Origin of the sequence: Paraburkholderia phymatum STM815, assembly GCF_000020045.1 — a bacterium.
Classification (GTDB): Bacteria; Pseudomonadota; Gammaproteobacteria; order Burkholderiales; family Burkholderiaceae; genus Paraburkholderia; species Paraburkholderia phymatum.
The window spans coordinates 1489318-1508343 of record NC_010623.1; the positions used below are offsets into that span (position 1 = coordinate 1489318).

The window sequence follows — 19026 nt, forward strand, 5'->3', positions numbered from 1 at the left end:
CAGTGAAAACAGCCAGCTAGCGCATCCAGAATGTGGGCTCGCCAGCCGACATCGGGCGAAGCGTCGACTAGTTAGCTTCCGACGCGATATACCCGACCCGTCTGCGCACCTTCGACGCTGCGCAAATAGGCTTGCGCTGCCTTCTTCGCATCGACGGGCTCAAAGCCGCGGAAGAACGGCGCATAACTTTCCATCGATTCCGTCAGCACAGTCGGACTGACCACATTGATGCGGATGCCGCGCGGCAGTTCGATCGCCGCGCCGCGCACGAAACCTTCGAGCGCAAGATTCACGGTGGTCGCGCTGACGCCAAGCCGGATGGGCTCATCGGCGAGAATGCCGCTCGTCATCGTGAACGAGCCGCCGTCGTTCACATACTTCTGCGCGGAGAGTACGACGTTGATCTGTCCCATCAGCTTGTCGCGCAGGCCGACCCAGAATTGTTCGACGGTCATCTCGGGGAGCAGACCGAAGTGGACCTTGCCCGTGGTGGTGACGACGCCGTCCACCTTGCCGATCGCTTCGAACAGCCGTTCGACACTTGCGGGATCCTTGCTGTCGACCTGATACGCACCGCGCGTCGCGCCGACTTCAATCACTTCGTGCCGCGCCTTCAGTTCGGCGGCGACTGCCTGGCCGAGCGTGCCCGTTGCACCGATCACGACGATTCTGCTCATCTTTCGCTCCGTGTATGAAAGTGCGCCGATTGTGCCGATCGTTTCAATCAGGAAAAAGATGCGCGCGCGACGAAATCATCGAACCGGCAGTTTCGAATCGCATGCACGTATGAGCGATCGGTGCGGTCTGTGACACGTCGAGAAGACGACGCGTCACATGACCAACCGTTCACTTCAACCGTTCGATTTCGATAACGCGCGTCGGGCGCTGGTGGTTGAGCGCGTAGTGCATACGGCCGCGCATCCGCTCGCCTGCTTCCGTGCGCAGTTCGTGGAAGCGATCGTCGAATTGCTCGACGACTTCGGGCGGGATCATGCCCTTGTCGATCACGCGATACCCGGGCTCCAGCGCAAGCAGCAGATGATTGCCGCCGATGCGGCTGTCGAATCCCGCCAGCTCCGCATATGGATCGTCCAGGACGCTGTTGACCAGCGACGCGTTGCTCGTGGTGATCTCATCGGGGCCGATCGGCGCATGGCCCGCGATGCGCGCCGCTTCGTGGTTCTTACTGTCGGTATCGACCGTGCTGTCGTGGGTGCGGTCGTTATGCATTTCGGCACTGCGCGCAACATGGGTTCCCGATTGCGTCGCCGGTACCTTGCGGGTGTTGAGGCTCATTTGACGCCCTCCTTTGACACGTGCCTTAAAGCATAGGATACGAGCAAAACCCGTTCCGCGTGAGCGCCCGATCACCTCGTGAAGCGCGCGTGACGGCGCTTCGCGCGGCCCGAAAATTTTTACGATTTTTTTTGGTGGACGCTCTTTTCCTACAGAGTATGATTCTGATTCGAGTGCAGCAAGGCCATATAAAAGCATGATCACGGCGTTCGCGCCGGTTGCTTCAATACACGGCATCCCACTCGCAAAAAGGACCATCTATGAGGCAGTCAGGGGCGGGTGACTCATGCACGTTGATGCTGCATTCACACATCGTGGCTACTTGCTGAACTGTGCACCGGCGCGTGCAGGCGATGGGACGTGGCAACCGTATGTCGTCGTCTCGCGCTCCAGCGATGGCGAACTGGTCGCCAACCGCTTCTTCCCCACCGATCTCCGCTTCACCGACGAAGCCGCTGCTATCGCGCATGCCCGCGACTGGGCAGTCCGCTGGATCGACGCAAGCAGTATGACCGTGTAGCACGCCGTTTGCTCGCACTGCCGCGCATGCGGCGAGTTCGTCTGCATGAGCCATTCCTTATGCGAATCGCACCGAGGCGCGGCGGCGCGCGGCGAAACGAGGTAATCTCTGGGGACAATTCACTATTGTCGCGCTTCGTGCGCGACGGCCGTCCTCGCCATGTCAAACGTTTCTTCCCACAACTGGGGCCTCGAACAGATCGTTGCCGAACTGCGCGCATCGCGCGAAGAGCTCCATCGCACGCGTCATCCGCGCGGTATTCGCGAACTGCCTTCGCGCGACGGCGTGATCAACATCGTCGCGGGACTGCGCGCAGCGCTTTTCCCGACGCACTATGGGGCGCCCGACCTGACCGACGAGAGCGTCGACTACTACGTGGGCCATACGCTCGAAAGCACGCTGCGTCTGCTCGCCGAACAGATTCGCCGCGCGTTGCGCTTCTTGCCCGAACACGCGCAGACGTCGGACGCGGATCTGAGCAAACGCGCGTTCGACGTTGCGCGCGAGTTCGGCAAGCAGTTGCCGGGCATACGCGCTTTGCTGGTTAGCGATATTCAGGCCGCGTATGTCGGCGATCCCGCCGCGCAGCACATTACGGAAATCCTGCTGTGCTATCCCGGCGTGTGGGCGATGACACATCATCGGCTCGCGCACGCGCTGCACAGGCTCGGCGTGCCGTTGCTCGCGCGCTTCATCAACGAGATCGCGCATTCGGCGACGGGCATCGACATTCATCCTGGCGCGCAGATCGGCCCGAGCTTCTTCATCGATCATGGCACGGGTGTCGTGATCGGCGAGACGGCCATCATTGGCGAGCGCGTGCGCGTGTATCAGGCGGTGACGCTCGGCGCGAAGAGCTTTGCCGCGGACGACGACGGCACGCTCGTGAAGGGCAATGCGCGTCACCCGATCGTCGAGGACGACGTCGTGATCTACGCGGGCGCGACGATTCTGGGCCGCGTGACGATCGGGCGCGGCTCGGTGATCGGCGGCAATGTTTGGCTCACGCACAGCGTCCCGCCCGGCAGCAGCGTATCGCAGGGCAAGATCCGCGAAGGCGAGCGCTTGCGTAACGACGACGGGCGGCGCTGATATGCGCGTGCCGTTTCTTCAGCGCTGAGCGCGGGCGATGAAGTCGCGTGGACGCGTCCAGATGCTGCGCTGTGCGCTCGATGGCGTCGAAGCGACCGTCGCGCACACGACGCATGCGTTCGCGCGGCATTCACACGATTGTTTCGGCATCGGTGTGGTCATCGCGGGCGGGCAGCGGTCGGCCAGCGGGCGCGGCCCTGTGGAAGCGCGCGCGACCGACGTCATCACCGTCAATCCCGGCGAAGTACATGACGGCAGTCCGCTCGACGAACGCGGACGCGCGTGGCGGATGCTGTATTTCGCGCCGTCGCTCGTGACGGCGACGCTCGCCGAATGCGCGCATTCGGCGCTGCGGGAAGTGGAATTGACCCGTCCAGTGCTAAACGATCCGAAATTGTCGATGTGCTTGACGCGGGTTTTCTCGGTGGCTGTGCACGCGATCGACGAGGACGTGACGCCCGACAATCTGGCTTGCGAAGAAGCGCTGCTCGGGTTGTTTGCGCATGTCGGACGGCATTACGCGACGTCGGCGCCGCCCGGACCCGTGCCCAACGTTTCTGTTGCGCGTGCAAGGAGCCGCATCGACGACGATCCCGCGTCTGCATCGACGTTGGCCGAGCTGGCTGCGGAAGCCGGCATGAGCCGCTTCCAGCTATTGCGCAGTTTTGCGCATGAAGTCGGTTTGCCGCCGCATGCGTACCGGATGCAGCGCCGGGTCGCGTTAGCACGCCACCTGATCGCGCGCGGCATGCCGCTCGTGGACGCCGCAGTGTCGGCGGGTTTCGCGGATCAGAGCCACATGACGCGCGCGTTCGTGCGGCTTCTTGGCGTCACGCCTGCGAGCTACGCCGCGGCTGTCCGGTGATTCATCCTGTTGTTCTTCGTTACTCTGCAATAACGTTCAAGACCGCGCATTGCGGCTAACCGTACGCTTGCCGCATCGTTCGAAACGAGGAGGCAGCGGCATGAACGCGCGTTACACCGGTTATGTTTTCTGTGCGCTGGCGATGATTGGCGTGGGCAGCACAGTGGTGGTCAGCAAGCCGATTGCGGGCGGTCTTCCGCCGTTTTCGGCGACGGCGTTGCGCTTTGCGATTGCGTTTCCGATATTTCTCGCGATGATGCGCGTGCTGAAGGTTCGATGGCCGAAGCTCGATGCGCGCGATACCTTGCTGTTGATCGCGCAGGCGGGGGCGGGGAGTGTGGGCTATACGGTTTGTCTGATCGGCGGAATGCGGTTCGCGTCGGCGGCGGATGCGGGTGTGGTTGCTGGGACGTTGCCGGCGGTGTCGGCAGTCTTTGCGATGCTCGCGCTTGGAGAGCGGCCGTCGCCGGCGTTGCTTGGAGCCATTGCGCTCGCGACGGTGGGTGTGGTTGTTTGCACCGTGCGGTTCGACGAACGTTCCGATGCGGGTGGTGGGCATTCTCTTGTCGGAAACGCACTGGTGTTTGCGGCGATAGTCTGCGAGGCGCTGTTTATCCTGCTGAATCGCAAACTGCGGACGCCGGTTGCGGCGTTGCCGTTGTCGGCAATGATGAGTGGGATCGGGTTGCTTGTTGCTGTTTTTCCTGCCTGTTTGTTCGAGCAGCCGTGGCGGTTGGCTGCGGATCCGGTTTTTGTTGGCGCGGTTGCTGGGGTCGTGTATTACGCACTCGTGCCGACCGTGCTTGGATTTGTGCTTTGGTATGCAGGATCTTCTCGCCTGAGCGGCGCCCAAGCGGGTGTTGTCACGGCTCTCGTGCCTGTGTCTGCTCTTGTGCTCGCTGTCTGCTTGTTGCAAGAGGCGGTCAGCGGTGCGCAGATTGTTGGGGTAGCGTGTGTGCTGGCCGGGGTTTTTTTGTCTGCGACGCGGTGAGGTCTTGTTCGCTGGCATCCGCGGTCTGCTTCTGGTTTGCTGGTGTTGCCCCTGTGCGGGGCGGCACTTACTTTCTTTGCCGCGGCAAAGAAAGTAAGCAAAGAAAGCCGCTCACACCGCCAGCCCGTGTCATTACCCACGGGCTCTCCACGTCCCCGTCCTGTATGCGGCAACGCGCCAGGTCGCGCCCGTTGCCAGCGCCTTGAACAGGCGCATCACCCGCTCCAGTCACCCGTAGTGCAGCCAGCGGCAGCGAATCGTTTGCGCCGCCCAGGTGGCAAACGGTGTGTTGGTTACCGCACCACATGCGTTGCCGATCCTACGACACCGATCCCGGTTTTCAGTCCGGAGTGGTGCACTTGCGGTGCGGCGGCCTACACACAGTTTGCCACCTGGGCGGCCGTGGACTTTCAGAAAACGCCATCCGTGACGCGGGCACGTGAAGTAGGTGACGCGAATCCAGGAGCGCTGGCAACGGGCGCAACCTGGCGCGTTGCCGCATACAGGACGCGGGACGTGGAGAGCCCGTGGGTAATGACACGGGCTGGCGGTGTGAGCGGCTTTCTTTTGCCTACTTTTCTTTGCCGCGGCAAAGAAAAGTAGGTGCCGCCCCGCACAGGGGCAACGCCAGCAAACCAGAAGCAGACCGCGGATGCCAGCAAAAGCAAAAGCAAAAGCAAAAGCAAAAGCAAAAGCAAAAGCAAAAGCAAAAGCAAAAGCAAAAGCGAAAGCAAAAGGCCAACCCCGGCAACGCCGCGTCGCAGACAAAAAAACGCTAGGTATTAGCCACACTAACCGATGTAGGACTATTCACGATCGACAAGAATTCCCTCCGGGTCGAAGGATCCGATCTGAAAGTCCCGAGCATCCGGGACGTCACCATCTCGACGCCAGCCTTGTGCACGCCCCGTGTCGACATACACTGATGCGAAGCCTCGAGAATCACACCGACACCCTTCGGCTGCAATACTTCGTTCAGGGTATCGGCGATCTGCACCGTCATCTTCTCCTGAATCTGCAGCCGCTTGGCAAACGCATCGACAAGGCGCGCCAGCTTGGAAATTCCCACCACCCGATGCTCAGGCAAATAAGCAACGTGCGCGCGCCCAATGATCGGCACCATGTGATGCTCGCAATAGCTCTCGAAACGAATGTCCTTGAGCACAATCATCTCATCGTAACCGTCCACTTCCGAAAACGTGCGCGCCAGGATATCGCGCGGCTCCACGTTGTAGCCCGCGAAAAATTCTTCATACGCCCGCACGACGCGCGCCGGCGTGTCGAGCAGCCCCTCGCGCTGAGGATTGTCGCCCGCCCAGCGCAGCAACGTGCGCACGGCTTCTTCGGCTTCCTCGCGGGACGGCCGGCCGGGTGCGTCGGTGGGTATTGTTTTCTTCGTCGTCATCCTTCGCTCCAGTTGCAGTAACACGCGCATCGCACGTTGGGGCATTGTTCCATGTTTCCTGGCCCTATGACCAACATGGATTTGCATCCACGACTGATGCAAGCGCTATTTCGGCCACTCGTCCTTCGCGTCATTGAACAGTTCGGCAACCACGCTACGCAGCCAGCTCGCGCGGGGATCGTTATGAAACTTGCGATGCCAATGCTGCCTCAAGTCGAAGCGCGGCAGCGGTAAGGGCGGTTCGACCAGCGTGATCGATGCATGCTCCGACACGTAAGCGAAGCCGATTGCGTGCGGCACGGTCGCGATCAGATCCGTGCGCGCAAGGATGAACGGCAGGCTCATGAAGTGCGGTGTCTCGAGCACGGCGCGACGCCGGATGCGCTTTTTCTCCAGATACTGCTCGAGCACCTCCTGGCTGCGTCCTTCCGCACGCACGACGGCGTGCCCGAGCGCAATGAACTGTTCGAGCGTCAGTTGTGCACCCGCGAGCGGATGGTCGCTGCGCATCAGGCAGATGAAGCGGTGCGTGAACAGGCGCTGCTGAAAGAAGTTGTTGCCCGAAAGATCGGGAAAGTAACCGACTGCGAGATCGATATCGCCCGATTCCAGTCCGCGTTCGACATGCGCAGGCGGCAGCGACACCGAACGCAGGTTCGCATGCGGCGCGCGCTCGGCAAACAGCTGCAACAGACGCGGCAGAAAGACGATTTCGCCGACGTCGGACAGCGCGAGCGAAAAGGTCTGCGTCGTGGTCGCGGGATCGAAGTCCTGCGATTCGAGCATGCCTTTTTCGATGCGCGCGAGCGCTTCTCGCGCAGCGGGGATCAGTGCGAGCGCGCGCGGCGTCGGCTCCATGCCGCGCGACGTGCGCACGAACAGCGGGTCGTTGAAGTATTCGCGCAAACGGCCAAGGGCGGTGCTCACGCGCGGCTGGCTCACGCCGAGCCGTTCGGCGGCGCGGCTCACATTGCGCATGTCTTCGAGCGCGACCAGGTAGGGAATCAGGTTGAGATCGAGTTCGGCCATGCTGGGGCGCGGCACTCACGAAGAGCCGCACGTTATTGACAAATCGTATATAACCTAACTTAAAAATGGCGATTTCGCATAGTCGGGAAAGCGACGAGAGTCGGTTGAAAACGTAACCACCCGAACAAAAGGCTGGAGGCGACAAGCGATGCGCACTCAAGTGTTGATCATCGGCGCTGGTCCCGCCGGCTTGCTGCTGTCGCATCTGCTGCGGCTCGCGGGCGTCGAATCAGTGGTGCTGGAGAGCCGCTCGCGCGAACATTGCGAGCACCGGATACGCGCAGGCGTGCTCGAGCAGGGCACCGTCGATACGCTCAACGAAGCCGGCCTCGGCGCACGGATGCAGCGCGAGGGACTCGTGCATCACGGCATCGAACTGCTGTTCGACGGCAAGCGGCATCGCATCGATCTGACGACGCTGACAGGCGGCCGCGCAATCACCGTGTACGGCCAGCACGAAGTGGTGCGCGACATGATCGCGTCCGCCGACGAGCACGAACAGCCGCTGTATTTCGGCGTATCCGATGTCACACTACACGATCTCGCGACCGACGGACCGTGGGTTGGCTTCACGCTTGATGGCGCAATGCAGCGGATCGACTGCGAGTTTGTGGCGGGCTGCGACGGATTTCACGGCATCGCGCGCCAGTCGATTCCGCATGACGCGCTGCAAATCTTCGAGCGCGTCTATCCCTATGCATGGCTCGGCATTCTGGCCGACGCCGCGCCGAACTGCGGCGAACTCGTCTACGCCCATCACACGCGCGGGTTTGCGCTCTTCAGCATGCGCTCAGCAGACGTGACGCGTCTCTACCTGCAATGCCGTCCCGACGAAGACCTCTCGCAATGGTCCGACGAGCGCATCTGGGCCGAGCTTCATGCGCGCTTCGAAAACGACGACGGCTGGCTGCCTTCGATCGGCGATATCACGCAGAAAGGCGTGACGCCGATGCGCAGCTTCGTATGCGAACCCATGCAATACGGCCGTCTTTTTCTGGCAGGCGACGCCGCGCACATCGTGCCGCCCACGGGCGCAAAAGGCATGAATCTCGCGGTCGCCGACGTGCGCGTGCTGTCGAAGGCGCTCGCCGCGCACTACCGCGAAGGCCGCGGCGATCTGCTCCACGCATACTCAACGACCTGCCTCGAGCGGGTTTGGCGCGCCGAGCATTTCTCGTACTTCATGACCAACATGCTGCACCCATCGCTTGAGGATTCGCCGTTCGTCGAACGGCTCAAACTGTCGGAACTGCGCTACGTGACGAGTTCGGACGCAGCATCGCGAATGCTGGCCGAGAACTACGTAGGGCTGCCGTTTCACGAGTGATCTGAATTCATCACCGCACGCCACGCAGTAGGGCAAACCACGAAACCGTTGCCTTGACAAGAGATACGGACGCAAACCATAATGCGCCGGTACGTTCGCTAAACGAAACTGTGTTCGTATATAGAACTTTTAGAGTTCGACAACGGCGCGGAAGCGGACGGCGAACCCAATACATGCGGCCTGCAGCAGGTCTGCATGCCGTCAGCAGGACTTGAAGGAACAAGCGGACGTGGAGACCGTCCGGCGCGCATCCAGGTTGTGAGCAGGCGGGTCGCGCGGCGCGGAACGACGCGTTCCAGAGGATATTCGACATGATCAACAAGATTTTCGAGTCACTCCACTCGGCAGTTGCCGACGTGCATGACGGCGCGACCGTCATGATCGGCGGCTTTGGCACGGCGGGCATGCCGTCCGAGCTGATCGACGCGCTTATCGAGCAGGGCGCCAAAGAACTCACCATCGTGAACAACAACGCCGGCAACGGCGACACGGGCCTCGCCGCGTTGCTGAAGGCGAAGCGCGTTCGCAAGATCATCTGCTCGTTCCCGCGCCAGACGGACTCGTATGTGTTCGACGCGCTCTATCGCGCCGGCGAAATCGAACTGGAACTCGTGCCGCAGGGCAATCTGGCCGAGCGCATCCGTGCGGCGGGCGCGGGCATCGGCGGCTTCTTCACGCCGACGGGTTACGGCACCAAACTCGCGGAAGGCAAAGAAACGCGTGAGATCGACGGCAAGCATTACGTGCTGGAAGCACCGCTGCACGCCGATTTCGCGCTGATCAAGGCGTACAGGGGCGACCGCTGGGGCAACCTGGTGTATCGCAAGACGGCGCGCAATTTCGGCCCGATCATGGCGAGCGCCGCGAAGACGGCCATCGTGCAGGTGTCGGAAGTGGTGCCGCTCGGCGCGCTCGACCCCGAAGTGATCGTGACGCCGGGCATTTTCGTGCAACGCATCGTCGAAGTGCCCCAAGCGGCGCATCAAACGCAACGCCCTGAACAAGCCGCCTGAAGGAGACCGACATGAAACGACTGACCCGCGATGAAATGGCGAAGCGCGTCGCGCAAGACATTCCTGAAGGCGCCTATGTGAACCTCGGCATCGGCGTGCCGACGCTGGTGGCGAACCATCTCGACGCGAACAAGGAAATCTTCCTGCACAGCGAGAACGGCTTGCTCGGCATGGGCCCGGCGCCCGCGACAGGCGAAGAAGACGACGAACTGATCAACGCTGGCAAGCAGCATGTCACACTGCTGACGGGTGGCGCGTTCTTCCATCATGCGGATTCGTTCGCGATGATGCGCGGTGGTCACCTCGACTACTGCGTGCTCGGCGCGTTCCAGGTGTCCGCGAAGGGCGACCTGGCGAACTGGCACACGGGCGCACCGGACGCGATTCCTGCCGTCGGCGGTGCGATGGATCTGGCCATCGGCGCAAAGCAGGTGTTCGTGATGATGGAGCACCTGACGAAGCAGGGCGAGAGCAAGATCGTGGTCGAGTGCTCGTACCCGGTGACGGGTGTCGGTTGCGTGGACCGCATCTATACGGACCTCGCGATGATCGACGTGACGAAGGACGGCCTCGTCGTGCGCGAGATCTTCTCGGATATCGACTTCGCGGAACTGGAAAAGCTGACGGGCGTCGCGCTGATCGATGGCACGCAGCAGGCTCGCGCAGCCTGAAACAGCGATGCGCGCACAAATGCGCGCGTGACCTCGCCGCGGCGTTCGGCGACAATGGAGCCGAACGCCGCGCGCTCTCTGCGCGAACCCAACGCGCATTCATCCAACGCACTGAACATCATGCTAGAAGCTAGCGCCCGCTTGACTGGCCTGATCTGCGGCACGCAGCCGATGAACGACATCTGGTCGCCGCGTGCGACGCTGCAACGGATGCTCGACGTCGAAGCGGCTCTGGCCAGGGCCTCGGCGGCACATGGCGTGATCCCGCAGTCGGCCGTCGCCGCAATCGAAGCGACCTGCAACGCGGACAAGCTCGACGCCGACGCACTGGCACGCGACGCCGCGCTCGGCGGCAATCTCGCGATTCCCCTCGTCAAACAGCTGACCGCGCGCGTCAAGGACGCCGATGCGCAAGCGTCGAAATTCGTCCATTGGGGCGCGACGAGTCAGGACATCATCGATACGGCGACCGTGCTGCAACTGCGCGACACGCTCGATCTGCTCGACCGCGCAATGGCGTCGACGTGCGACGCCATTGCCGCGCTTGCGCAACGGCACCGCGCGACGCCGATGATCGGCCGCACGTGGCTGCAACAGGCGCTGCCCATCACGCTCGGCCTGAAGTTTGCCCAATGGCTCGATGCGTTGCTGCGTCATCGCGAGCGGCTCGACGCATTGCGCGAGCGCGCGCTCGTGCTGCAATTCGGCGGCGCGGCTGGCACGCTCGCGAGTCTGCGCGACAAGGGCGGCGCGGTGGCCGAAGCGCTCGCGCAGGAACTGAAGCTGCAGTTGCCCGCCGTGCCGTGGCACACGCAGCGTGATCGCATCGCCGAAGCGGCTTCGTTTTTCGGCATGCTGATCGGCACGCTGGGGAAAATCGCGCGCGATATCTCGCTGCAAATGCAGACGGAACTCGGCGAACTCGGCGAGCCGACTGCGGCAGGCAAGGGCGGTTCCTCGACCATGCCGCACAAGCGCAACCCGGTGGGCTGCGCGGCCGTGCTGACAGCGGCGACGCGCGCACCCGGCCTCGTCGCGACGGTGTTCGCGGGGATGGTGCAGGAGCACGAACGCGCACTCGGCGGATGGCAGGCCGAATGGGATTCGTTGCCGGATCTCGCGCGTCTCGCGGGCGGTGCGCTCGCGAATATCGAGCAGATCGCGAAGGGTCTCGAAGTGAACGTGGAACGGCTGGCTGCGAATCTCGACGTCACGCACGGCCTGATTCTCGGCGAAGCGGTGATGCTTGCGCTCGGCGACAAGATCGGGCGGATGGACGCGCATCATCTCGTCGAGCATGCATCGAAAGAGGCCGTGAAAAGCGGCGAGACACTATTCGACGTGCTGGCCGCCGATGCATCCGTCACTCAACATCTGCCCGTCGAGCAACTGAAACGTCTGCTTGATCCGGCCCATTATGTCGGCAGCGCGCACGCTTTCGTGGACGCCGTGCTGGCTCTTCATACCGCGCGCAAGAACGCGTGAACCAACATCAGGAGTAAAGGAATGCCTTACGCCGCAGTCAATGGCATCGAGCTTCACTACCGGATCGACGGCGACCGTCACGGCAATGCGCCGTGGCTCGTGTTGTCGAATTCGCTCGGCACCGACCTGTCGATGTGGACGCCGCAAATCGCCGAATTCGCGAAGCATTTCCGCGTGCTGCGTTATGACACGCGTGGTCACGGCCATTCGGAAGCGCCGAAGGGACCGTATTCGATCGAACTGCTGACGGGCGACGTGATTGGCCTGCTCGATACGTTGAAGATCGCGCGCGCGAATTTCTGCGGCATCTCGATGGGCGGCCTGACGGGCATCGGTCTCGCGGCGCGTTACGCGGGCCGTATCGATCGTGTCGTGCTGTGCAATACGGCGGCGCGCATCGGCTCGCCGGAAGTGTGGGTGCCGCGCGCCGCGCGGGCGCGCACGGAAGGCATGCTGACGTTGTCGGAGGCCGTGCTGCCGCGCTGGTTCACGGCTGAGTTCATTGCACGCGAGCCGCTCGTGTTCAATTATGTCCGCGACGTGTTCGTGCATACCGACAAGGAAGGTTACGCGCTGAACTGTGAAGCGATCAACGCGACGGATTTGCGGCCGGAGGCGCCCGGCATCAAGGCGCAGGCGCTGGTGATTTCCGGCACACATGATCTTGCTGCGACGCCAGCGCAAGGGCGCGAACTGGCCGCCGCGATTCCGGGCGCGCGTTATGTCGAACTGGATGCATCGCATATTTCGAACATCGAAGTGGCCGATACGTTCACGAAGACGGTGATCGATTTCCTGAAGGGGCCGCGATGAACGACGATCAACGATATGAAGCGGGCATGAAGGTGCGCCGCGCTGTGCTGGGCGATGCGCATGTGGATCGTTCGCTGGAGAACCGCACCGAGGTCACCGAGGAGTTTCAGAATTTCATCACCCGGTATGCATGGGGGGAGATCTGGACGCGAGAAGGGTTGCCGCGGCACACGCGGAGTCTGTTGACCATTGCGATGATGGTCGCGCTTAATCGCGGCGAGGAACTTGCTTTGCATCTTCGCGCGGCGCGGAATAATGGGGTGACTCGGGAGCAGGTTAAAGAGGTTCTGCTGCAGACCGCTGTTTATTGCGGTGTGCCCGCGGCGAATTCTGCTTTTCATCTCGCGGATAAGATCTTTAAAGAGCAGGACCAGGGCGCCTAACGGCGGCGCGCGGTTTTTGCTTTTGCTTTTGCTGGCATCCGCGGTCTGCTTCTGGTTTGCTAGTGCCGCCCCGCACAGGGGCAACACTAGCAAACCAGAAACGAATCGCGGATGCCAACGCGGAAGCCAGCGAAGAGGGCAAAACAAAAAGCCGGTCGCAGACCAAAAAACCCAAAAAAACGACCTGCACACCGACACCATTTCAGGTATACCTGCTGCCCATCAACAACAACCCAAAGCGCCGCAGGCAAAAATGCTCCCCAACCTGCTAGTCCAAATGGTCAACGGACTCGCCGACGCCTCGGCGCTCTTCCTCGTCGCGGCAGGACTGTCGCTGATCTTCGGCGTCACTCGCATCGTCAACTTCGCGCACGGCTCGTTCTACATGCTAGGCGTCTACGTCGCCTACACCATCACAAGCCGCTTCGGCGCAACGACGGTCGGCTTCTGGCTCTCGGTGATAGCCTCCGCGCTGACAATCGGCGCACTCGGCGCGCTCGTCGAATGCATCGTGCTACGCCGTATCTACAAAGCTCCCGAACTCTTCCACCTGCTTGCAACCTTCGCCCTGGTACTCATCTTCCGCGACACCGCGCTCGCGATCTGGGGCCCGCAAGACCTGTTCGGCCCGCGCGCCCCGCACCTCGCAGGTGCAGTCGAGCTGCTCGGCCATCAACTCCCGACCTACGACATCGCTCTCATCGTCATCGGCCCGCTGGTTCTGCTCGCGCTCTGGTACGCGCTGAGCCATACCCGCTGGGGCACACTGGTCCGCGCCGCGACATCCGACCGCGAGATGCTCGGCGCGCTCGGCATCAACCAGGCGTGGCTGTTCACGGGCGCGTTCTTCGTCGGCGCATTTCTCGCGGGACTGGGCGGCGCGCTGCAAGGCCCGCGCATGTCAGCGAATCTTTCGCTCGACCTCGAGACCATTGGCAATGCATTCGTCGTGGTCGTGGTTGGCGGGATGGGCTCGATTCCGGGCGCGTTCGTCGCCGCGCTGCTGATCGCGGAAATCAAGGCGCTGTGCATCGGTATCGGACACGTGTCGCTGTTCGGCATCGGCCTGTCCCTGAGCCGCTTCACGCTCGTCGCTGAATTTGTCGTGATGGCCGTCGTGCTCGTCGTGCGGCCGTGGGGCCTGCTCGGGCGTCCGAGCTCGGCCGTGCGCGCAACCACCGCCCCCGAAGCGCCATTGAAGCCCGCAGGCAAACCCCTCAAAGTGCTCGCCGCCTGCGTGCTCGCCGCGCTCGTCGCCGCACCGCTCATGGCGAACGCGTTTCCCTATATGCCCGTCCTGCTCGTCGAAATCCTTATCGCCGTTCTGTTTGCCGCGAGCCTGCACTTCATCATGGGACCCGGCGGCATGCACTCGTTCGGTCACGCCGCGTACTTCGGCCTCGGCGCATACGGTGCGGCGCTCTTTCTGAAAGTGCTCGAACTGCCGATGGAAGCGGCGCTCGTGCTCGGGCCGGTGCTCGCCATACTCGGTGCGCTGCTGTTCGGCTGGTTCTGTGTGCGGCTATCGGGCGTGTATCTGGCCATGCTGACGCTCGCGTTCGCACAGATCGTGTGGTCGGTCGTGTATCAATGGGACGATGTGACGGGCGGCAGCAATGGCATTCTCGGTCTATGGCCGTCGAGCTGGCTGTCGTCGCCCGTCGCGTACTACTACGTGACGCTCGCCTTCGCCGTGCCCGGCGTGTGGCTGCTGCGCCGCATGCTGTTCTCGCCGCTCGGCTATGCAATGCGCGCGTCGCGCGATTCGGCGTTGCGCGCCGAAGCGATCGGCATCGATACGAAGCGCGTGCAATGGGTCGCGTTCGTGATCGCATCGCTGTTCTGCGGTCTCGCCGGCTCGCTGTACGCCTTTTCCAAGGGCACCATTTCGCCCGAAGTGATCAGCGTGAGCCGTTCCGTCGACGGCCTCGTGATGGTGCTGCTCGGCGGCATCCAGACCTTGACGGGGCCTGTCGTGGGCGCGGCGCTGCTCACCTGGCTGCAGGATGCCGTTGCACGGCAGACGGACTACTGGCAGGCCCTGCTCGGCGCCGCGATCCTGCTGCTGGTGGTCGCGTTTCCGCAGGGTATCGTCGGTTTCGTGCGCGGACGTTTCGAGCGTGACGACACGCGGGCAGAAGGAGGCACGCGATGAGCCTTCTGCGGGTATCGAATCTGTCGATGTCGTTCGGCGGCGTGAAAGCCGTCGACGATGTGTCGTTCGACGTGAACCCCGGCGAACTCCTCGCGTTGATCGGCCCGAACGGCGCAGGCAAATCGACGTGCTTCAACATTGTCAACGGACAACTGCGTCCCACGCGCGGCTCGGTGACGCTCGATGGACACGAGCTCGTCGGCATGCGTCCGCGCGATATCTGGCGGCGCGGCGTCGGCCGCACGTTTCAGGTCGCGGCGACCTTCAATTCGATGACCGTGCTCGAGAACGTCCAAATGGCGCTCGTGTCGCACGAAAAGCGGCTGTACGGCTTATGGAAACGCGCGGCATCGCACTTCGAGGAAGAAGCGATCGCGCTGCTCGATCAGGTCGGCATGGCGACGCACGCGCAGCGTGCGTGCAGCGTGCTCGCGTATGGCGACGTGAAGCGCGTCGAAATGGCCGTCGCGCTCGCGAACCGCCCGAAGCTTCTTCTCATGGACGAGCCGACGGCAGGCATGGCGCCGCAGGAACGCAACGACTTGATGGCGCTGACGAAGCGTCTCGCCATCGAGCGCAACATCGGCGTGCTGTTCACCGAACACAGCATGGACGTCGTGTTCGCGAGCGCAGACCGGATGATTGTGCTCGCGCGCGGCAAGCTGATCGCACAAGGTGACGCGGACACGATACGCAACGATGCGAACGTGCAGGCCGTCTACTTCGGCACGGGTAAGACGTTCCGGCCACACGCGACGCTATCGCGTGATATCCCCAAAGGGTCGCACGAATGAACGCACCGATGCTGAAAGTGGAACGCCTGAACGCGTACTACGGGCGCGCGCATATTCTCTTCGACGTGAGTCTGGAAGTAGGGCGCGGCGAAGTGGTCGCGCTGATGGGCCGCAACGGCGCGGGCAAATCGACGACGATGAAGTCGATCATGGGCCTCTTGCCGCGCCGTGAAGGCACGGTCCACTTCAACAGCGCGGATATCTCCGCGCTGCCGCCGCATCGCATCGCGCGCATGGGTTTGGGCTATGTGCCGGAAAACCGCCGCGTGTTTGCCGGGCTCACGGTGATGGAGAATCTCGATACCGGGCGCCAGCCGTCGCGTGCGGGCGCGCCGTCGTGGACGCCGGAGAAGCTTTTCAAGCTGTTCCCGAACCTCGGCGAGATGCCGAAGCGTCGCGGCGACCAGATGAGCGGCGGGGAGCAGCAGATGCTCACCGTGTCGCGCACGCTGATGGGCAACCCGTATCTGGTGCTGCTCGACGAGCCCTCCGAAGGCGTCGCGCCCGTGGTCGTCGAACAGATGGCGAACATGATTCTCGAACTGAAGCGCGAGGGTCTGTCCATTCTGCTGTCCGAGCAGAACGTGCATTTCGCCGAACTGGTCAGCGATCGCGCGTACGTGCTCGAAAAAGGCCAGATCCGTTTCAGCGGAACGATGCGCGAACTTGCGCAAGACGATGTCGTCCGGCGCGCGCACCTGGGCGTTTAATGGTGGCGGCAGTGCGAGCGCATGCCGCGCTTCCAGGCAAGCGCGCAAAACTCCGGTACGATGCAGCACCGTCCGGCGGCCCGCGCCGCCGCACCAATCAACCGACAATAAACGGAGTGACGCATGACCTCGCGCGCAGCATGGACTTCCCGCATTGCCGCTACGCTGGCCGTTTCCCTCGGTGTGTCGCTCGCGGCGCCCGGCGCATCCGCGCAGCAGACCATCAAGATCGGCGAAATCAATAGCTACAAGGCGCAGCCCGCTTTTCTCATGCCTTACAAGAACGGCTGGAATCTCGCGCTGGATCAGGTGAACGCGACGGGCGGCGTGCTGGGCAAGAAGCTCGAAGTGGTCTCACGCGACGATAACGCGAACCCGGGCGACACGATTCGCGTCGCGCAGGAGCTGATCGCGCGCGAGCAGGTGCAACTGCTGTTCGGCGGCTATCTGTCGAATACAGGCCTCGCACTGACGGACTTCGCGAAGCAGAAGCGCATCTTCTTCCTCGCCGCCGAGCCGCTCACCGACAAGATCGTGTGGGCCGACGGCAACAAGTACACGTACCGTTTGCGCCCTTCCACCTACATGCAGGTCGCGATGCTCGTGCCCGAAGCGGCGAAGCTGAAGAAAAAGCGCTGGGCGCTCGTATATCCCAACTATGAATACGGACAGTCGGCTGCCGCGACGTTCAAGAAGCTGCTGAAGGCCGCGCAGCCCGACGTCGAGTTCGTCACCGAGCAGGCGACGCCGCTCGGCAACCTCGACGCCGGCGCGACCGTGCAGGCGCTCGCCGACGCGAAGCCCGACGCGATCTTCAACGTGTTGTTCAGCGCGGACCTCGGCAAGTTCGTTCGCGAAGGGAATACGCGTGGCCTCTTCAAGGATCGCAGCGTGGTCTCGCTGCTGACGGGCGAGCCCGACTATCTCGACACGCTCGGCGCGGAAGCGCCCGTCGGCTGGATCGTGACGGGCTACCCGTGGTATTCCGTCGAGACGCCCGCGAACAGGAAGTTTGTCGCGGACTATCAGGCGAAGTATCACGACTATCCGCGCCTCGGCTCGGTGGTCGGCTATACGGCGCTGATGTCGATCGCGAATGGCATCAAAAAGGCCGGTTCGACCGATCCCGACAAGCTCGCGGCCGCGTTCAAGGGCTTGAATGTCGATACGCCGTTCGGGCCGATCATGTATCGCCCGCAGGACAATCAGTCGACGATGGGCGCGTTCGTCGGCGTGACGGCACTGAAAGACGGCAAGGGTGTGATGACGTCGTATCGCTATATCGACGGCGCGAGCGTGCAGCCGTCCGACGCCGAAGTGAAGAAGCTGCGTCCCGCAGAGTAAGCAGCGCGCGACGCAGATCAGAAGGCCAGCCAGCGCGGCTGGCCTTTTTTCATTGCGTGTGCCGGATCATTCCTCGGCGTCGTGCTCGGCCACGAAGTGCCGCAGATACGCGAGCACGGCCGCTTCCGCCGCGCGATGGTCGGCGCAGCTTTTCGAACCGGCGTTTTCTTCGTCGCCGAAGAGCGTCGATGGCGCGTCGTGCACGTCCACTTCCTGGCCTTCGCGGAAGATGCGGATCTCGTGTACCCCTTCCACGTACTCCGCAACCCAGTGTATGCCTTCGATATGCGCGCCTGCCCTGACTGTCGGTGTGTTCATGAAGCGTCTCCCTTCCCATGCAAGGTCGCTGGATGGTGGCCTGATCGCTCGCCCTTCCCGTAAACCATAGACGCTCTGCACGCATCGCGCAGCCTCTGTTGCGCTGGCGCTGGACGCGGCACGCCCGTTGCTGCGCTACGAAGGCCACTACTCAACCGGGAGCACTGTCATGCCCGACAAAGCAACGATGAAGCGTGCCGCCGCCGACAAGCGCGCGGGCAAGTCGCCGAGCACCCAGGCCGGCGAGTTCGTGAAGGAAGAGATCGACCACGTGCGCGAAGGCAAGCACGGCGTCAAATCCCCGAAGCAGGCGATTGCGATCGGACTGTCGAAGGCGCGGCGCGCAGGCGTCGCACTGAAACAGCCGAAGGCAGGGACGACGAGCGCCAGCACGCGCAAGAAGGCCGCGGCCGATTCGGCGGCGGGGCAGCAGAAATCGCCTGCCGCGAAGCGCACGGCGGCGAAGAAGGCTGTCGCGAAGACCACAGGCAAGAAGACGGCCGCGCGCAAGCCTAGCAGCGAAACGTCGGCAAAGCGCTCAAGGGTTTCCGAGGCCGTGCTGAAGCGCGAAAGCGGACGCGGCGCATCGAAGGAAGCGCTGTCGAAGCAGACGAAGACGGCAGCCGCGAAGCGTCCGGCTGCCAGCCGTTCGGCGGCGGCGAAGAAGGCGGCTGCGACGAAGGGCGCAGCGGGCCGCTCGGCTGCCGCGAAGAAGGCCGCGCATACGCGGGCTACGCGCGCGCATCACTAGCGTTCAGCCGGAACGCGCACCAACGAGCAGGCAAAAAAATGCCGCTGCGCACGGTATTGCGCGC

At 62.9% G+C, this 19026-nt stretch carries 21 protein-coding genes; 16 read left to right on the top strand and 5 right to left on the bottom strand.

Translation table 11 applies throughout. The features are described from left to right. Nucleotides 1-71 precede the first annotated feature (71 nt). Together BPHY_RS22375 and BPHY_RS22380 are read right to left on the bottom strand one after the other, a co-directional pair. Nucleotides 72-677, bottom strand: coding sequence for a short chain dehydrogenase (locus tag BPHY_RS22375; RefSeq protein WP_012403735.1), 606 nt, complete (start codon nt 675-677; stop codon nt 72-74). A gap of 169 nt (nt 678-846) precedes the next feature. After that, entirely contained in the window at nt 847-1296 is a 450-nt protein-coding gene (locus BPHY_RS22380; protein WP_012403736.1) for a DUF3005 domain-containing protein, read from the bottom strand. A 286-nt stretch (nt 1297-1582) separates the two neighbouring features. Here BPHY_RS22380 and BPHY_RS22385 point away from each other — a divergent pair, with 286 nt between their 5' ends. The 5 genes from BPHY_RS22385 to BPHY_RS39715 all read left to right on the top strand — a co-directional run bounded on the left by BPHY_RS22385 (nt 1583) and on the right by BPHY_RS39715 (nt 5543). After that, nucleotides 1583-1816 carry a hypothetical protein gene (locus BPHY_RS22385; protein ID WP_007586604.1) on the top strand — a complete coding sequence of 78 codons (234 nt, stop codon included), beginning with the start codon at nt 1583-1585 and terminating at the stop codon, nt 1814-1816. Between the two features lie 159 nt (nt 1817-1975). Then, nucleotides 1976-2908 carry a serine O-acetyltransferase EpsC gene (gene epsC, locus BPHY_RS22390; protein ID WP_012403737.1) on the top strand — a complete coding sequence of 311 codons (933 nt, stop codon included), beginning with the start codon at nt 1976-1978 and terminating at the stop codon, nt 2906-2908. 37 nt (nt 2909-2945) lie between these two features. Then, nucleotides 2946-3773 (top strand): AraC family transcriptional regulator, encoded by an 828-nt coding sequence (locus BPHY_RS22395; protein ID WP_012403738.1) that lies wholly within the window; start codon nt 2946-2948, stop codon nt 3771-3773. A gap of 100 nt (nt 3774-3873) precedes the next feature. Beyond that, nucleotides 3874-4764: a DMT family transporter gene (locus tag BPHY_RS22400; protein ID WP_012403739.1), complete on the top strand. Its 891-nt coding sequence runs from the start codon at nt 3874-3876 to the stop codon at nt 4762-4764. A 527-nt stretch (nt 4765-5291) separates the two neighbouring features. Next, a complete protein-coding gene (locus BPHY_RS39715) occupies nt 5292-5543 on the top strand; it encodes a hypothetical protein (protein ID WP_157686669.1) in 252 nt (83 codons plus the stop codon). Here BPHY_RS39715 and folE read toward each other — a convergent pair. Both folE and BPHY_RS22410 read right to left on the bottom strand, forming a co-directional pair. Next, complete coding sequence (gene folE / locus BPHY_RS22405; RefSeq protein WP_012403740.1) at nt 5540-6169, bottom strand: GTP cyclohydrolase I FolE; 630 nt, start codon at nt 6167-6169, stop codon at nt 5540-5542. The genes BPHY_RS39715 and folE overlap by 4 nt on opposite strands. A gap of 105 nt (nt 6170-6274) precedes the next feature. Then, entirely contained in the window at nt 6275-7198 is a 924-nt protein-coding gene (locus BPHY_RS22410; protein WP_012403741.1) for a LysR family transcriptional regulator, read from the bottom strand. Nucleotides 7199-7346: 148 nt separating this feature from the next. Here BPHY_RS22410 and BPHY_RS22415 point away from each other — a divergent pair, with 148 nt between their 5' ends. The 10 genes from BPHY_RS22415 (at nt 7347) to BPHY_RS22460 (ending at nt 17893) form a co-directional block, all read left to right on the top strand. Further along, nucleotides 7347-8525: a 4-hydroxybenzoate 3-monooxygenase gene (locus tag BPHY_RS22415; RefSeq protein WP_012403742.1), complete on the top strand. Its 1179-nt coding sequence runs from the start codon at nt 7347-7349 to the stop codon at nt 8523-8525. Between the two features lie 311 nt (nt 8526-8836). Further along, nucleotides 8837-9538, top strand: coding sequence for a 3-oxoacid CoA-transferase subunit A (locus BPHY_RS22420; RefSeq protein ID WP_012403743.1), 702 nt, complete (start codon nt 8837-8839; stop codon nt 9536-9538). 11 nt (nt 9539-9549) lie between these two features. Then, the gene (locus BPHY_RS22425) at nt 9550-10209 is read left to right on the top strand and encodes a 3-oxoacid CoA-transferase subunit B (protein WP_012403744.1); all 660 of its coding nucleotides are present in this window, start codon (nt 9550-9552) and stop codon (nt 10207-10209) included. A 120-nt stretch (nt 10210-10329) separates the two neighbouring features. After that, nucleotides 10330-11694, top strand: a complete 1365-nt coding sequence (locus BPHY_RS22430) for a 3-carboxy-cis,cis-muconate cycloisomerase (protein WP_041765255.1) — start codon at nt 10330-10332, stop codon at nt 11692-11694. Between the two features lie 21 nt (nt 11695-11715). Next, nucleotides 11716-12507: a 3-oxoadipate enol-lactonase gene (pcaD, locus tag BPHY_RS22435; RefSeq protein WP_012403746.1), complete on the top strand. Its 792-nt coding sequence runs from the start codon at nt 11716-11718 to the stop codon at nt 12505-12507. Next, entirely contained in the window at nt 12504-12890 is a 387-nt protein-coding gene (pcaC, locus tag BPHY_RS22440) for a 4-carboxymuconolactone decarboxylase (RefSeq protein ID WP_012403747.1), read from the top strand. The genes pcaD and pcaC overlap by 4 nt, the downstream gene beginning before the upstream one ends. 253 nt (nt 12891-13143) lie before the next feature. Beyond that, complete coding sequence (locus BPHY_RS22445; protein ID WP_012403748.1) at nt 13144-15045, top strand: ABC transporter permease; 1902 nt, start codon at nt 13144-13146, stop codon at nt 15043-15045. After that, nucleotides 15042-15839, top strand: coding sequence for an ABC transporter ATP-binding protein (locus BPHY_RS22450; RefSeq protein ID WP_012403749.1), 798 nt, complete (start codon nt 15042-15044; stop codon nt 15837-15839). The genes BPHY_RS22445 and BPHY_RS22450 overlap by 4 nt, the downstream gene beginning before the upstream one ends. After that, nucleotides 15836-16549, top strand: a complete 714-nt coding sequence (locus tag BPHY_RS22455; protein ID WP_012403750.1) for an ABC transporter ATP-binding protein — start codon at nt 15836-15838, stop codon at nt 16547-16549. Before BPHY_RS22450 ends, BPHY_RS22455 begins: the two co-directional genes overlap by 4 nt. A gap of 123 nt (nt 16550-16672) precedes the next feature. Then, nucleotides 16673-17893: an ABC transporter substrate-binding protein gene (locus BPHY_RS22460; protein ID WP_012403751.1), complete on the top strand. Its 1221-nt coding sequence runs from the start codon at nt 16673-16675 to the stop codon at nt 17891-17893. Between the two features lie 66 nt (nt 17894-17959). Here the strand turns inward: BPHY_RS22460 and BPHY_RS22465 are convergent, their stop codons facing one another. After that, nucleotides 17960-18211 (bottom strand): hypothetical protein, encoded by a 252-nt coding sequence (locus BPHY_RS22465; RefSeq protein WP_012403752.1) that lies wholly within the window; start codon nt 18209-18211, stop codon nt 17960-17962. Nucleotides 18212-18380: 169 nt separating this feature from the next. On the opposite strand from BPHY_RS22465, the gene BPHY_RS22470 reads away from it, so the two are divergent. After that, nucleotides 18381-18962 (top strand): DUF6496 domain-containing protein, encoded by a 582-nt coding sequence (locus BPHY_RS22470; protein ID WP_012403753.1) that lies wholly within the window; start codon nt 18381-18383, stop codon nt 18960-18962. Nucleotides 18963-19026: the final 64 nt, after the last annotated feature.

Excerpts from the sequence above, each read along its gene's own strand:
- BPHY_RS22445 (WP_012403748.1), top strand. The coding sequence starts at position 13,144 with ATGCTCCCCAACCTGCTAGTCCAAATGGTCAACGGACTCGCCGACGCC.
- pcaC (WP_012403747.1), top strand. The coding sequence starts at position 12,504 with ATGAACGACGATCAACGATATGAAGCGGGCATGAAGGTGCGCCGCGCT.
- BPHY_RS22400 (WP_012403739.1), top strand. The coding sequence starts at position 3,874 with ATGAACGCGCGTTACACCGGTTATGTTTTCTGTGCGCTGGCGATGATT.
- BPHY_RS22415 (WP_012403742.1), top strand. The coding sequence starts at position 7,347 with ATGCGCACTCAAGTGTTGATCATCGGCGCTGGTCCCGCCGGCTTGCTG.
- BPHY_RS22420 (WP_012403743.1), top strand. The coding sequence starts at position 8,837 with ATGATCAACAAGATTTTCGAGTCACTCCACTCGGCAGTTGCCGACGTG.
- BPHY_RS22410 (WP_012403741.1), bottom strand. The coding sequence starts at position 7,198 with ATGGCCGAACTCGATCTCAACCTGATTCCCTACCTGGTCGCGCTCGAA.
- BPHY_RS22375 (WP_012403735.1), bottom strand. The coding sequence starts at position 677 with ATGAGCAGAATCGTCGTGATCGGTGCAACGGGCACGCTCGGCCAGGCA.
- BPHY_RS22430 (WP_041765255.1), top strand. The coding sequence starts at position 10,330 with ATGCTAGAAGCTAGCGCCCGCTTGACTGGCCTGATCTGCGGCACGCAG.
- BPHY_RS22450 (WP_012403749.1), top strand. The coding sequence starts at position 15,042 with ATGAGCCTTCTGCGGGTATCGAATCTGTCGATGTCGTTCGGCGGCGTG.
- BPHY_RS22460 (WP_012403751.1), top strand. The coding sequence starts at position 16,673 with ATGACCTCGCGCGCAGCATGGACTTCCCGCATTGCCGCTACGCTGGCC.
- BPHY_RS22395 (WP_012403738.1), top strand. The coding sequence starts at position 2,946 with ATGAAGTCGCGTGGACGCGTCCAGATGCTGCGCTGTGCGCTCGATGGC.
- pcaD (WP_012403746.1), top strand. The coding sequence starts at position 11,716 with ATGCCTTACGCCGCAGTCAATGGCATCGAGCTTCACTACCGGATCGAC.
- folE (WP_012403740.1), bottom strand. The coding sequence starts at position 6,169 with ATGACGACGAAGAAAACAATACCCACCGACGCACCCGGCCGGCCGTCC.
- BPHY_RS22380 (WP_012403736.1), bottom strand. The coding sequence starts at position 1,296 with ATGAGCCTCAACACCCGCAAGGTACCGGCGACGCAATCGGGAACCCAT.
- BPHY_RS22465 (WP_012403752.1), bottom strand. The coding sequence starts at position 18,211 with ATGAACACACCGACAGTCAGGGCAGGCGCGCATATCGAAGGCATACAC.
- epsC (WP_012403737.1), top strand. The coding sequence starts at position 1,976 with ATGTCAAACGTTTCTTCCCACAACTGGGGCCTCGAACAGATCGTTGCC.
- BPHY_RS22455 (WP_012403750.1), top strand. The coding sequence starts at position 15,836 with ATGAACGCACCGATGCTGAAAGTGGAACGCCTGAACGCGTACTACGGG.
- BPHY_RS22425 (WP_012403744.1), top strand. The coding sequence starts at position 9,550 with ATGAAACGACTGACCCGCGATGAAATGGCGAAGCGCGTCGCGCAAGAC.
- BPHY_RS22470 (WP_012403753.1), top strand. The coding sequence starts at position 18,381 with ATGCCCGACAAAGCAACGATGAAGCGTGCCGCCGCCGACAAGCGCGCG.
- BPHY_RS22385 (WP_007586604.1), top strand. The coding sequence starts at position 1,583 with ATGCACGTTGATGCTGCATTCACACATCGTGGCTACTTGCTGAACTGT.